General features: G+C 41.5%; 13 protein-coding genes and 1 tRNA gene. 3 read left to right on the top strand and 11 right to left on the bottom strand.

Features of this window, described 5'->3' with window-relative positions; all coding sequences use genetic code 11:
* Nucleotides 1–243: 243 nt before the first annotated feature.
* The 9 genes from WC615_RS11820 to WC615_RS11780 all read right to left on the bottom strand — a co-directional run bounded on the left by WC615_RS11820 (nucleotide 244) and on the right by WC615_RS11780 (nucleotide 8,057).
* Nucleotides 244–738 carry a hypothetical protein gene (locus tag WC615_RS11820; RefSeq protein ID WP_372978299.1) on the bottom strand — a complete coding sequence of 165 codons (495 nt, stop codon included), beginning with the start codon at nucleotides 736–738 and terminating at the stop codon, nucleotides 244–246.
* A gap of 72 nt (nucleotides 739–810) precedes the next feature.
* Nucleotides 811–1,308, bottom strand: coding sequence for a hypothetical protein (locus WC615_RS11815; protein WP_372978298.1), 498 nt, complete (start codon nucleotides 1,306–1,308; stop codon nucleotides 811–813).
* A 425-nt stretch (nucleotides 1,309–1,733) separates the two neighbouring features.
* Complete coding sequence (locus WC615_RS11810) at nucleotides 1,734–3,536, bottom strand: hypothetical protein (protein WP_372978297.1); 1,803 nt, start codon at nucleotides 3,534–3,536, stop codon at nucleotides 1,734–1,736.
* Between the two features lie 64 nt (nucleotides 3,537–3,600).
* Complete coding sequence (locus WC615_RS11805) at nucleotides 3,601–4,008, bottom strand: hypothetical protein (protein ID WP_372978296.1); 408 nt, start codon at nucleotides 4,006–4,008, stop codon at nucleotides 3,601–3,603.
* Nucleotides 4,009–4,102: 94 nt separating this feature from the next.
* The gene (locus WC615_RS11800) at nucleotides 4,103–4,981 is read right to left on the bottom strand and encodes a hypothetical protein (RefSeq protein WP_372978295.1); all 879 of its coding nucleotides are present in this window, start codon (nucleotides 4,979–4,981) and stop codon (nucleotides 4,103–4,105) included.
* Nucleotides 4,982–5,030: 49 nt separating this feature from the next.
* Complete coding sequence (locus WC615_RS11795) at nucleotides 5,031–6,341, bottom strand: site-specific integrase (protein ID WP_372978294.1); 1,311 nt, start codon at nucleotides 6,339–6,341, stop codon at nucleotides 5,031–5,033.
* Between the two features lie 124 nt (nucleotides 6,342–6,465).
* Nucleotides 6,466–6,539: transfer RNA gene (locus WC615_RS11790), tRNA-Pro, on the bottom strand.
* A 61-nt stretch (nucleotides 6,540–6,600) separates the two neighbouring features.
* Nucleotides 6,601–7,182 carry a cupin domain-containing protein gene (locus WC615_RS11785; RefSeq protein ID WP_372978293.1) on the bottom strand — a complete coding sequence of 194 codons (582 nt, stop codon included), beginning with the start codon at nucleotides 7,180–7,182 and terminating at the stop codon, nucleotides 6,601–6,603.
* 191 nt (nucleotides 7,183–7,373) lie between these two features.
* Entirely contained in the window at nucleotides 7,374–8,057 is a 684-nt protein-coding gene (locus WC615_RS11780; protein ID WP_372978292.1) for an MgtC/SapB family protein, read from the bottom strand.
* A 149-nt stretch (nucleotides 8,058–8,206) separates the two neighbouring features.
* Between WC615_RS11780 and WC615_RS11775 the strand changes: the two genes are divergently transcribed.
* Together WC615_RS11775 and WC615_RS11770 are read left to right on the top strand one after the other, a co-directional pair.
* Nucleotides 8,207–8,491: a hypothetical protein gene (locus WC615_RS11775; RefSeq protein WP_372978291.1), complete on the top strand. Its 285-nt coding sequence runs from the start codon at nucleotides 8,207–8,209 to the stop codon at nucleotides 8,489–8,491.
* A gap of 64 nt (nucleotides 8,492–8,555) precedes the next feature.
* The gene (locus tag WC615_RS11770) at nucleotides 8,556–9,284 is read left to right on the top strand and encodes a DsbA family protein (RefSeq protein ID WP_372978290.1); all 729 of its coding nucleotides are present in this window, start codon (nucleotides 8,556–8,558) and stop codon (nucleotides 9,282–9,284) included.
* Here the strand turns inward: WC615_RS11770 and WC615_RS11765 are convergent.
* Both WC615_RS11765 and WC615_RS11760 read right to left on the bottom strand, forming a co-directional pair.
* The gene (locus WC615_RS11765; RefSeq protein WP_372978288.1) at nucleotides 9,281–9,961 is read right to left on the bottom strand and encodes a response regulator transcription factor; all 681 of its coding nucleotides are present in this window, start codon (nucleotides 9,959–9,961) and stop codon (nucleotides 9,281–9,283) included. The genes WC615_RS11770 and WC615_RS11765 overlap by 4 nt on opposite strands.
* Nucleotides 9,962–10,020: 59 nt before the next feature.
* Nucleotides 10,021–11,280: an MFS transporter gene (locus WC615_RS11760; RefSeq protein WP_372978287.1), complete on the bottom strand. Its 1,260-nt coding sequence runs from the start codon at nucleotides 11,278–11,280 to the stop codon at nucleotides 10,021–10,023.
* Nucleotides 11,281–11,465: 185 nt separating this feature from the next.
* Here WC615_RS11760 and WC615_RS11755 point away from each other — a divergent pair.
* Nucleotides 11,466–13,594 (top strand): DUF4175 family protein (locus tag WC615_RS11755; RefSeq protein ID WP_372978286.1); only part of this gene is annotated, 2,129 nt, incomplete at its 3' end.

Genomic DNA, 13,594 nt, shown 5'->3' with positions numbered 1-13,594 from the left:
CGCAAGGACTGAACTTAGCCTGTGTCTTAGAGGTACCGCAAAGAACCCGACAACAACAAACCAGTCAGCACCTCACGCCTATCACGTGGGTGTTGAGCTAATCTGTTCTCGTTGTCTAAATAAATTTGCGGTTTCCTAAGACAAGAACATAAGCTTACACTTATATTTTAATTATATGTAGTAGTTACTATTTGTATGGTTCCTCCTTGTTTTGATGTAAAGTTAGTAATAAGCAGGTATAGTTTAAGCCACTGCCCGCATTTGTTTTCTCCGCACTGCTGCCGGTTTGTATGATAGCAACTTAAACTTGTGGCTTTTAACGCTTGCAATGCTTGTAAAGAGGTCTATGCAGTGTGTGAACACATAGTCAGTACTTATGCAATCCTCGATGTTAAACGCTGTATTCTCTTTAGAAGTTAGGGTGTAAAGCATACGCATAAATGGGCCTGTGACTATTGTATAGTCTTCTTCGATGCCCACTTGCTCGAACCCAAAGTGTATTGACAGCCGTTGCCCTCCATCACACTGTAAAGCGAGATAAACCACGGGTGTTACAAACTCATGCACCACTGTAAAGATGTGCAGCTTTTTAGGGGCTTGGTGTTTGAACAACGTACCCCGTAGATCAGGGTTGTCCAAAGTAGATAGCAGGTTCTTTGTACGGTTCAAAAGTTTGAAGTAGGTGCACTTAACTAGGTCATTGTAGCTCATTAGGTCTGAGGTTTGTTTTCTGTTCATGGTGATTTGATTAAATAAAAAAAGCCAGGTCGAGAGACCTAGCTTTGTGAATTGCGTTTAAGATGTTTTACCTTATAAGAAGTAACGAAAGTGCTCGGGTTGATAAGCCAGCACGTTTTTATAGTAGGTGGTTAAGTCGGGCTTTAGGCTGACCTCCTTAATTCTGAGATTATCCTTTAAAGGGGTAAGCAGTTCTCGTAACGCTGCTTCACAGCGGCAATTACAGAATGCAAATTCCAGCGAATAGCAGAAGTCAAATTCGCATTCGAGATAGAGATAAAAGCTGTCGCTTACAAATGCGTACATAGCTAGGTAGCTTGAACCATCTTTCCTGTAGTCTCTCTCAAAGTATAGCTTGTTGCTACCTTTCAGCAATCGCTTTACCCTTGCGAGTACATTGAAGTAAGCGATTTCTAAGTTCTCGTTATCCTTTTGCTGTCTGCCATTTGCGCTACGAGCCTGGGCAATCTGATAGCGCTTTCTACCTTTAATCTTTGTGGGAGTAAGATTTTCAGTTGGCTTATTTGTTTTACGTGCGATTTCGCACCTGCTACGTTTGGGTTGGTTCATAATTCCCGGTGTGATGTTGGTTGAATGTGAATATTTGCATACTGATAGGCAATCAATCTGTCACTACCGCTCACTGTTTAAAAGTTAGACGGTTGCTTAACAGGTTCAAAAGGCAGTGTTCATAGGAATATATAATGCTACCTTAACCTGTTAGCTATAAATCGTTATTTTTAAAATCTGAGGAGAGAGTGGTCGTGGTTGATTGATATTCTTTTTGGTTTTATCAACATTACATCGGGAGGTTATATCAGAAACTGGCTTAGTGCGTTTAACATAAACCCAATCTGAATTTTAAAAAATATTTTTTTGTAACGCAAAAAGCAAGGTTGCCCTTGCTTTATTTAATAATTAAATAAATATCCAAAATAATTACTGTCCCCTATAAAGAGGAAATTTTAGTGTTTTTTGGATATTTAATACGATAGCTAGTGTTCGATTGGTGATAAAATATTTATGGCATGAACCTTACTGTTATCTATATTAATGGTGGTTGATGATGTTTTAAAGTACAACTTAAGCTGTTTGGGTTTGACCTTTAGCGTTATACCATGCCGTTTGTATATATCTGAAAGATACTGTATTGCTTCTACCTCCTTGATTTTCTTGTAACCTTTAAACTTAGCTTCAACATCTGCAATTACCTCAGTTGTTAATAGGCTTTGTTCTTCAATTTTAGCGTTTACAGCCAGTTGTATTTTACTTGCAGTAAAGTCCGCCTTTTTAATTCCTTCTGCACCAATAAGGTTAAAGGCTCTAACGATGTTGGGGTATTCAGTTTTAAGATCATTGTACATATCTTCACTATAAAATGTGAATTTGCCGTAAGATGGATGCATATTCTGAAGTTGATTAGTTACCTCTTCAATCTCGGCTTTTTTGCTTTGTAATGATTGCCTACGCATACGATCTGCATCGCTGTGAGGAAAACGCTTATCCTCGACAGTAATTTCAAAGTGGTCATTAACTAACTGATATGCCTCAGCTAGTTTTTCAGGGGATTGATAGAACCCTAAAACCCTTTGCTCTTGAATAAAGTTGTCATACATAAACCAATCATAGCTGCCATCTTCTTTAAAATAACGGCTAAAAGGAGATAGCGTGAGTATTTGTTCGATGGCATCAAACCCGCCCTGAGATTTACAAGAGCTTTTAATTTCTAAGATTTGTTTGTATACATCTTTCTGGCCTGCAAGGTATTCTTGAACCTGTTGCTGTGTTTTACTTTCTATGGTATGATTAAAGTTTGTAATATGTGTTGTACTATTTACACCTTTTCTAAATCTACCAACAATCTGTATAACCTCTGTTTGAGGATCAAGAATAGAATGTTCTGCAAAGTTTACATCAGTAATTAATAATACGTCAGTCATAAAATCCAATATCATATCCAAGCCCGAATAAAATCTGCTTGTAAAGAAATTGTATTTAGCTAACTTATCTTTATCAAAACTACTCGAGGAATTGAACTTTTTAATGTCAACCGACCGTGCTTTACTTTCGGAGCAATGAATGATGCTTTCTTTCTGGATGCCTATAGCCTCGATTAAAGCAATCGTTGCTTTCACTGAGCTTAGAAATATAAAATATCGTTCGCTTGGTTTTTCCTTTAAATGCACTCTAAAGGCTGCTACGACATTATTTGTTGTTACTAATGATAAAGGTTTCCTATAAACGTAATCAGGTAGAACATAATAATGTGTCAATGATTCAAATCTTGGGTCACTGAATGGGAGCGTGGTTGCTGAAATTAGTCCTTTGCTTTTAAAAGTAAAAAAATCATCGAATGGTGCTGAAATTTTATCCCGGTAGTCTTTATCCTGAATTGTTCGTTCGCATTCGTCTATCAGCAAATAAAAATTATGCTTAACAATGTCCCAACCTTCACCCACTACCAGCTTTAATTTACCGGCATAGCTTTCAGGTGTTATGAGAATCTTTTTAAAAGTTATATTATCATCGTTTAAGTACTCAAGTAAACTTTCGGGTGTAGTTCTTTTATGAACTCCTAATATTTTACAATTCGGTTTTGCGTCGCCATTATGCTTTTTGACTTTACTGTCGATAACCGGACGATTTGGCAAGACTATGATACTGTGCCTTTTTGCTAAAATTTCTCCATGTGTAGCCCCTATACCCGGAATGCGTTTATGAAATATTGCGTCCGAGGGTAAAGGCCATAGCGAGGCTACCTCAGACAATGTTTGTTGCGGTGATATTGTAATTTTCATAATATTTTGATTTAAAAAAAGGGGAGTAGAACCTCCCCTTAACATTTGAATTCGTCTTGGAAAATTATTTAATTTTCCTTGCCTCGTTGATTAAATCGTCCAGCGTAAAATCTATTGTAATTAGGCCGTTTTGATAATCATTAATCAAGCGAATAATGCTATGTGTTAAAATGAATTTTACTCCAGGTGTAGATCTGGACATATAGAAGCGGTAGTATTGGTATTGCTTACCGGCAACATCTCTACGAATTTCAGAACCTCCATCAGTCCTTAACCCCCCTTTCATATAATTCGTACCTTTACGTAGGTGCTCTTCGTCTGATGTCGTGAGCGTTTCCCCGTATGCTAAAAATTCTTCAGGTGTTGAGTAACCTGGTTTACCATTCTTGCCGAAAAAGTCGGCGGCTGTGATTTTGGGAGCACTCAAGCTGCTACCTTCTAGCGATTTTTGGCTTTCTTTGAAGTTTGCCATGATTAATTTACTAATTGTCTAACTGGATTGTTGGACTCAGCAAATTTCCAACGCAAAAAGGAAATTAAAATTTACGATGTTGTCGAAGTTTTATTTACCGTGAGAATTTTTTATCAAAATTTGTAAAGTGCACCCGAATAAGCTTTGCTTTTAAATTTTGTGAGTCATTTGGAATCTTATTTTCAGAAGATGGTGCTATAGGCTTTACTTTAAACCATTTAAATACAGCAGCTATATCGTAAACTGCAATTAAGGGCTTATTGGCATACTTGACACCCTCTTTCGGCGTAAGTTGCGTTTCACTAATCAAAAACATATAAATCAGCCTTAGAAAAGCGGTCAGGTGAATTGTTTTGACTTGACCTAAAGTAAGTATCTTGGTATTTACGATTTCTTTTAATTTGCTTTGAGGTACAATTTCAAATTTACTCGAGGGATTTGAATCGGGTTGTATTAGCTCATACAAATCTTCTCCAAGTATTCCAATAGGAAAATTATCTAGCTCTAGTTTTTCCTTAATAATCATATACAACCAATCAAAAATTTGCTTAGAGTTGATTTGCATTGTGCCGGCAGATGAACTAACTTTTATGTTTGTCGAACTTTGTGCTGACGTGTTTTGGAATAATAACAATAGACTAGCTAATTCTCGAGCATTCGTTTGCTTTAAAAAAGACTTGTGATCGTGCAAGAGCTTATACTCCTCAGATGGTCTTAATGGTCTTGCGGGCTCGGCGCTGTATTCTTTGTTAATATTAATGATTGTTTTTTCGTGTAATGCGACAGTGAGGTGCCATAACGTATCAGCATGCTCTTCTAAACCATGATTTTTAATAACCTTATAAAATTTAGTTTTATAGTTTTCCTCTTCTTTCAAAGTTTTGAAGGTAGGCTCGTCAGTCCATAGCTGTGGATAATATCCATATTTGATCAATAGGTCATAATTAGGAATACTGTTTATTTCAGAACTCATGATGCTATTATAATAAAAAAGCAGGATAGTTGCCCACCCTGCTACCTAATTACATATCAAACATTTTGTTTTCCCAACTTTCAATCTCGCCCCTCTCAAATTCTGCTAAATAGGTTTGTGTCTGCTCTTGTGTTGCATGGCCCAACGCCTCTGTAATGTAAGCTGTGTTTGCGCCTGACCGCTTAAGCCCTGTAGCGTAACTATGTCTACCAACGTTGGTAGTTAGTTTTAAGGACGGTTCTCCAATCATGGCAGCAAGCTTTTTAAGGTTGTCGTTTACAGCCTTAAGGGCTGTTTTCTTTCGTGTATACTGCTGCTTTAGAGTTATGTGTATGTTCAAGTTTAATATTGGGAACACGAAATTGCTTTTAATACTAAACCCTTGTCTGAAATAATTAAGAATAGCGGAATTATGTTCATTCACAGGTATATCAAACTTTGCACCCGTCTTTTTCCGTATGTAAGTAATTGTTGTATCTGATATATCGTCCCATTTCAAGTAAGTCATATCCACGAAGTTCATACCCCTACTGTAATAGCTAAACATAAACATCTGTTGTGCTAAGTGAAGTGCAGAACCCGGATCCAACGATAGTTGTCGCAATCTGCTAATCTTGTTGAGGTCAATGGCTATCTTCCTTGTTTTACTATCAAGGCGTTTATTGATGCTGTATTTCTTCTCTCCGAAAGGATAGTCCTCCTGTTTGAATAGCTTATCCTCAATGGCTTGATTAATCACCCTTTGAAGATTGCGCATCTTCACACTGATTGTAGTGTCCTTGTTACCGCGAACGTTACGCATCCAGTATTCAAAGCTTTCAAGAAACCTGAAGTTTACATCACTCAACAGAGCGCCGGGTTTAAATTTGTTTAGCACTCTTTGGACTTCTAAGTATAAGCCTGCTAATCCCACTCTGCCTTGTTCATCAAGTATCTTTATTTGTTGGTTGTAGAAGTTTTCTAAAGTTGTTTCAGGTATTGATATATGTGGAGTCGGGATGGCGGGTCGAGTGTGTTCCTTTTGTTTAAGATGAGCCTCAAACAACTCAAAGCTAAATACCGCATTGCTTTCATCGAACATTTTAAGTATCAATTGAGCTTCGGCTAGCTTGGTTATAAGAATGGCATTACATTCTTTATAAGTTGAAAACGTCTTACGAAATCGTCCTAAGCCATTATCTTCTGCCTGTGCGGCCTTCCATTGCTGTGTAGTACATTTAAACGATAGTGATTGGTCAACCACTAGTTTGTTAATAGCGTGGTATTTTTGTTTTCGCTCATGAGTTACCCTAAGTGCAACAGCATATTCACTGTTGCCTAATTTGTAAGTTGTGTTTAATACGATTGCTACTGTTGCCATAACTGGTTTGGTTATGACAATACCCACAGATGGTAACTGGAACCCGTATACAGAACAGTATACAATAACAAAAAAGCATATCCAATAGGTTATTAAACCGTTCAAATATGCTCTTGTACTTTCGTCGGGATGGCGGGATTCGAACCCACGACCTCCAGCACCCCATGCTGGCGCGATACCGGGCTACGCTACATCCCGAAAATTTCGGTTACAAATATAATAAGTCTAATTTGATGTCAAAACCCGGCACTAGCCTATACTATAATTTTTTATAAACATCCAGCGGCGGGCCAACCCGCTCAAAACCATGCTCTTTTCTAAATGCATCCAATTCGGCTTCCGATTTTCCTTTCATTAACCCATCGCTAAGCGCCTGGAAACAGGCCTCCATTTTACCCGCCGGCTGAAAAGTAGTGAGCATTTTTCCAATCCCCTCGTCCCCTATTTTGGTAAAGGCATGCGGCACCCCTCTTGGGCCAAATACGCTATCGCCCGCTTTTACATGATACAGCTGGTCGCCAACTTTAATTTTAAACTCCCCTTCCAGGATATACCACCATTCGTCCTGATCGGGGTGCACATGCAGGTTTGGCCCGCCTTTTTTTACACGGGTAGATTCATAAACATACATATCGCCTTCAGTATCGGCGGTAGATATTTTTGTAAAAAAGGTGTCCCCCTCAAATAAGGTCATGGGTTTTTCGGCACGGCCTTTACCGGCATCTACTTTATAGCCTTTTTTCTCCCTGATTTTTGCCGCACCACGGGCAAGGCTTGTGAATGGGAACGACAGGTACGCACCCGTAGCAATAAACATTTGAATAAAAGTGTTACGTTTCATAGGTTGTATTATTTAAATACAATATACTACTAACCAGATATTTATCAAAAAGATTTATTCACCGGGAACTTTTAGAATCAGTTGCTTATAGTGGCGGGCATTTTCATAACTGTGAAGTATAGGGCTACATCCCCCCAAATTAAGGTGCCAATATAGTCATGGGAATTAATCCGTCAAGGGTTAGTGCAATATCACGCCGTAACAAACTCCACCATACTAACCGCGTTTATTTGCTGCATATCATGCAGTACGGTAAGAGAAACCGGATCTTTCGATTCCACTTTTTGAATCGAGATCCTGATACTGTCATTCGTTTCATCTGCCGATGAGATCCTTACCTCGTTAATAACTATCTGATGCTTATGCAACACCTCTTCGATGCTTTTCATATCTATCTGGTTGCGGGCAACCGTTAGGGTAATACCGGTGTATTTGTTGCGGTTAAACAGCCTGCGCTCAATAGGCTTTATGGCCGCTAATATGATGAATACAATAATTGTGGCTATTGTTGCCGGCATGTATAAGCCCCCGCCTACGGCAAGGCCAATGGCGGCAACCGTCCATAAACCGGCGGCGGTGGTAAGGCCTTTTACAATTTCGCTTTTCATAAACAAAATAGTGCCCGCTCCCAAAAAACCAATTCCGCTGATAACCTGCGCCGCCACACGTGACGGATCGAGCGTGATGCCGGGCTTATTCAGCACATCGCCAAAACCATCCATCGATACGATCATGGCCAGGGTAGAGCCCACGCAAACCAGCATGTGTGTACGCAAGCCTGCGGCCCAGTCGCGGCGCTGCCTTTCCAACCCAATAATACTGCCCAGCAATGATGCCAGTGCAAGGCGTATCACAGTTTCATATAATGGTATCATAGCATCCCGGTATAAAATGTAATTGCTAATGTATGTTATTTAAACACCAATAATTTTAAAACTACCCATTTTTGGGTATTGCCGACGGATTTTTATTGGGGTATTTTTGAACAGACAATAAATTATCCTAAACCTTAACACAATTATTTATGCGTTTAAAAGTACTTTTTATTACCGCGCTATTAGCCACAACAGCGGCCTTTGTTGCCTGCGAAAAGGAAGATGATGATGACGATTTTGAAGAGGTAAGCGGCATTTGCGCTGATGCATATAAGCATATAGACGATGCGCAGCTTGATGCTTTTTGCGGTGCGGCCTATGCCTACCGCTGCCTTGACGAGAAGCCTTTATCCAGCCAGCAGGTGCAGGCCGTTTGCGCCCAGTATGATGATTTAAAGGAGCCTGGTGTTGCTGCCTGCGGGTATTGTAAGTAATGTTTATGGCCGGCGGGTTTAAATTAAACCCGCCGGCCATTTTACCCCCCCTAAACCATTTCAATTGAAGATCAACAAAATATCAGAATTGGGCGTAAGCCAGGTGCTTGGCATTGTGCAGATAGTTTTTATGATATTACTATTGGCGTATGTTTATAACCTGAACACGCAGCTTGCCCGTATTAATAAAAAGCTATCGGCTATTTCTAATACCGGCACAAAAACACCCGGGACTATAAAAATAAAACCCGATAGTCAATCGCCAACCATGGGTACAGGCGCGGCAACGGTAACCATGACCATTTTTTCTGACTTTGAGTGCAGCTTTTGTAAGGTGTTTGCCACCGACATCTTCCCCCGGCTAAAGGAACAATATGTAGATAAAGGCCTTATGCAGGTAAATTTCAGGCACCTGCCTTTAGCCATCCATAAAAACGCGTCGATGGCCGCAGAAGCGTCTGCATGCATTAACGAACAGGGGAAATTCTGGGACCTGCACGACTATCTTTTTAAAAACCAGGAGAAGCTAAACAATAACCTTATCAATAATTGGGCGAGTGACAATAACATAGATACCGCGAAACTCGCAGGCTGTATCATCAACCACACCTATAAAACCAAGGTTGATAAAGATATGGAGGAGGCCCGTAGTGCCGGCATCCAGGGTACGCCGGCCATCATTATTAACGGGCTGGTGGTTATGGGCGCAAAACCGTTTGAGTATTTTGCAGAGGTGATAAACAAGGAGATAGCAAAAATACCCGGGCGTACCGCGACAGAAACCTGCAACTAAACCAAATCGAACGCGCGTGCGTATTGCATCAGTTGGTAGGTGCTGGCGCTTAATTTTTGTTTGATGTTTTTGCGGTGTGTTTCGGCGGTTGTTACCGATATATACAGCGCGTTAGCAATTTCGGCGGCGCTTTTCCCTGAGGCTACCTGGGTAAGTACTTCTTTTTCGCGTTTGGTTAGCTTTGAGAATTTTTCATAATTCTGCCTTAAGAAGTTATTATCCAGCAACAGGCGCTCTGCTTTAGCTGTCATGTGGTGCATGGCATCAATAGGAACTGCAATAGTTATGGTTAAACTTGGTTTCCCCGCCTCATCCCGCATAAATATCTTAACGCTCGACATATGCCAGCTCCATTCGTCCCTGCCAGGGAACCTCACCTGCTGAAAAAAGGTTACGAGCTCGTCATCGTTGTTCCTTTCCAGCAGCGACAGTATTTTGGGCACATAATCTTCTGCATCTTCCTGGTTAAAGTACTTTTTGTAGTAATCACCAGATGAAAGCGCTGTAATTTCTTCATGGGTAGATTGTAGTAATTGGAGCCCCCTGTTAGACATGTAGACCACCGACCAGTCGCGCAGGTCATGTATTATTACCGCACAGGGTAAACTGTTAAATGCGGCCGCGTATTTTTCAATTTGGGGAACTAATTGCCTGGGGAAGCGTTCTTTATTTAACATGTACTAAAGTAGATGTTTAAAAACTCGAGGCAACCCGTTATTTCACGGTATTTATTGGGTTAAACCGCTTGCATGTGCTGTTCTTCTACCGCCATTACGTTGTGTTGTTGTTTCAGCTTCTCTTTACGCAGGTAACGTATATGCATCAGGCCGATGAGCAAGGCGGCTATACCTTCGCACAAAATGGTATCAGGCGCCCCTATCCATTTAGATACCGAACCCACCAGCAACCCGCCCAGTGGTTGCAAGCCAAAAAAGGCCATCGCGTAAAAGCTGATCACCCGGCCGCGCATGTTGGGTTCAACCGTGGTTTGTATCAGGGTGTTGCTGATGGTGATCTGCGACATCATCCCGAAACCCGCGATGGTGGCAAATACCAACGCCAGCCAATAGGTATTCTCGTGCGAGAACAGCACCAATCCCACACCAAATATCAGCGTATTAATACTCAATATCTTTTTAAGGTTACTGCCTGCGTGCAGCGATGCCAGGAATATAGCCCCACTAAACGCGCCAAGGCCTATCACACTATCAATAACCCCGAAGGTAGTGGCATTGCCTTTAAAAACTTCGCGGGCGTAGTACGGTATCAATGTACTGAATGGCAAAACCAGTAAACTGATGAGCCCCAGCATCATAATTACGTAAGAAATAGATGGGGTAGCTTTTAGGTAAGCAAAGCCTTCCCTTAATTCGCCAAAAACGTTTTTTGTATGTGGCTGCTTTACATATTTTGGCAGGGTCATCAACAATAACGACCCAATTACCGCGATGAAACTTGCCGCATTCAGGGCAAAGCAAACACCATCGCCCCAGTACTCCAATATGAACCCGGCAATCCCCGGCCCTATCAGCCTGGACAGGTTTACCATTGATGAATTAAGGGCAAGCGCATTCGGCAAATCTTTCTTGTCCTCTATCATTTCATACACCAGCGATTGCCTGGCCGGTACATCAAACGCGTTTATTATTCCCAGCATCACACTCAGGGCCAGTATTTCCCAAACGGCGTAATGTTTCATCAATATCAGCACCGCTAAAATGGTTGCCTGTATCATGGATGCCACCTGCGTGGTAAGCAAAACCCGGAAACGGTTATACCTGTCTGATACTACCCCGCCAAATAACGACAACAAAAATGATGGGAACTGGCTGGCAAATAAAGTTACGCCCAGCATAAAGGTAGAATGCGTAAGCGTATAAATAACCCAGCTTACGGCTGTTTTTTGCATCCAGGTGCCAATAAGCGATACGGACTGACCTGCGAAATATAAACGATAGTTACGGCTGCGAAAGGCTTGAAATGTGCTGATATTCATTATATATTAATCCAACGACAAAAATCATCCCTGAATTGTTTTTATACAGAGTTGTAATAATTAAATTACCTGATAATTGCATTTGCGTGTTATAAAGAGCCGGTAATTAGGTGGATATTGCCCTTTGCACGTATTAATTAACAGTTTATTTTCGTTTATTGCGTATGTTATAGCTTAGCCCTAATATGACTTCTGCCGAAAACTATGATCTGTTGATCGAAAAGATCAACACTTTCATCCGTAAGTACCATTATAACAACCTGTTGCGCGGGCTGATATTTTTGGGCGCGGGGTTGTTTTCGGCCTACGTGGTTATTACGCTAGGCGAGTATTTTGGCAACTTTAATACCACCCTGCGCACAATCCTTTTCTACTTCTTCATCCTGCTTAATTTAGGGCTTATTGTTTGGCTGATATTGCCCCCTTTATTGGCACAGTTAAAACTGGGCAAAACCCTCACGCATGACCAGGCCGCCGAGATCATAGGCCGCCATTTTAATGATGTACACGATAAACTGCTGAACGCGCTTCAGCTAAAAAGACAGGTTAATGAGAATGCCGCCCACCGCGAATTGATAGAGGCCAGCATCAATCAAAAAATAGAGACACTAAAACCGGTAAGCTTCCCATCGGCAGTAAACATCCGCGAGAATAGTAAATACCTGAAGTGGGTTATCCCGCCTGCGGCTATCATCTGTATCATCGCTTTTGCTGCGCCAGCCGTATTAACAGAAAGCACCAAAAGGCTTATCCATCATAACCAATATTTTGCACCGGTCGCCCCTTTTCAGTTTGTATTGCTGAACAAAAACCTATCGGCCGTACAGGGCGAAGATTATAAACTCGACCTGAAACTGACCGGCGATAAGCTACCCGCTGACGTTTATGTTGAAACAGCCAACACAACCTTTAAACTCGATAAAGAGAACATCAGCCGTTTTCATTACCTGTTTACCAACCTGCAACAAAACACATCGTTCAGGCTATTGGGTAATGGTTTTGCATCGGCCCCGTACGAGATAAAGGTTAGCTTTAAACCCGTATTGCTGCATTTTGATGCCGAATTAAATTACCCGGCCTATCTGCATAAAAAAAACGAGACCGTAGCCAACGCCGGCGACCTTACCCTCCCGGCCGGAACAACCGTTAACTGGAAATTTTATACCCAAAACGCCACCTCGCTTTTATTTAAGATTGATGGCAGCAATAAAACCATAGCGCAAACTGATGACGAAGTGTTTGAGCATCGCGAAAGGATACTGAAAAACACCACGTATAATGTTAGTCCGCTAAACAATACGGTTAAACGCAGCGACTCGGCCGCTTACCGGATAAGCGTTGTTGCAGATGAAGCCCCCGCCATTGAAGTGCAGGAAAAGCCAGACTCGGTAAGCATGAAAGCCTTTTACTTTAACGGCCGCATCCAGGATGATCATGGTTTTTCGTCGCTGAATTTCCATTACAAAGTTGGCGGCAAAGGTGCCGAACGTTCGGTTAATAAACCGGTAAAGGCCGATCTGGCCGCTACCCAGTCTGATTTCTTTTACTTCTGGAACCTGAAAGAACTGGGCATAAAACCCGGCGATGCCGTAACTTATTATTTTGAAGTTGCCGATAACGATGGCGTTAGCGGCCCGAAAACAGCACGCACCCCCGAGCGTACTTTGAACATCCCCGATGCCGCACAGCTGGCCGAACAATTGAACGCAGGTTCGCAGGCGGTGAAGGATAAGATGCGATCGGCAGTAAAAATGGCCGCGCAAATAGAAAAAAGCGCGCAGAAACTGGCCGAATCGTTATTGGATAGAAACACCCTGTCTTTCGATGAGAAAAAACAGGTGGAAGACCTGCTGCAGAAACGTAAAGATCTGGAAGATTTTGTAAAAGACATACAGGCCGATAATAAAAAGAACCTATACAACCGCCAGGAAAACCAGCAGCAAACACAGGAGCTGATGGACATGCAAAAACAGATAGAGAACCTGTTTAATAATGTACTTGACCAAAAGACCAAAGAGATGCTGCAAAAACTACAGCAACTGCTACAGGAAAACCAGAAGGATAGCACCCGCGATGAACTATCTAAAATGCAGATGGACAATAAATCGCTGAAGAAAGAACTGGACCGGATTCTGGAGCTTTACAAAAAGCTTGATTTTGAACAAAAGCTAAATCAAAATATCAATCGGCTAAACCAACTGGCCGAAGAGCAAAAGAAGCTGGCCGAACAAACCCAAAAAGCGGGCGACAACAACAAAGACGCGCAGCAGCAGCAAAAGCTAAACCAGCAGTTTGATAATATTAAAAAATCGCT

Origin of the sequence: Mucilaginibacter sp. (genome assembly GCF_041663085.1) — a bacterium.
Classification (GTDB): Bacteria; Bacteroidota; Bacteroidia; order Sphingobacteriales; family Sphingobacteriaceae; genus Mucilaginibacter.
This window is presented reverse-complemented; position numbering and strand designations above follow the sequence as displayed.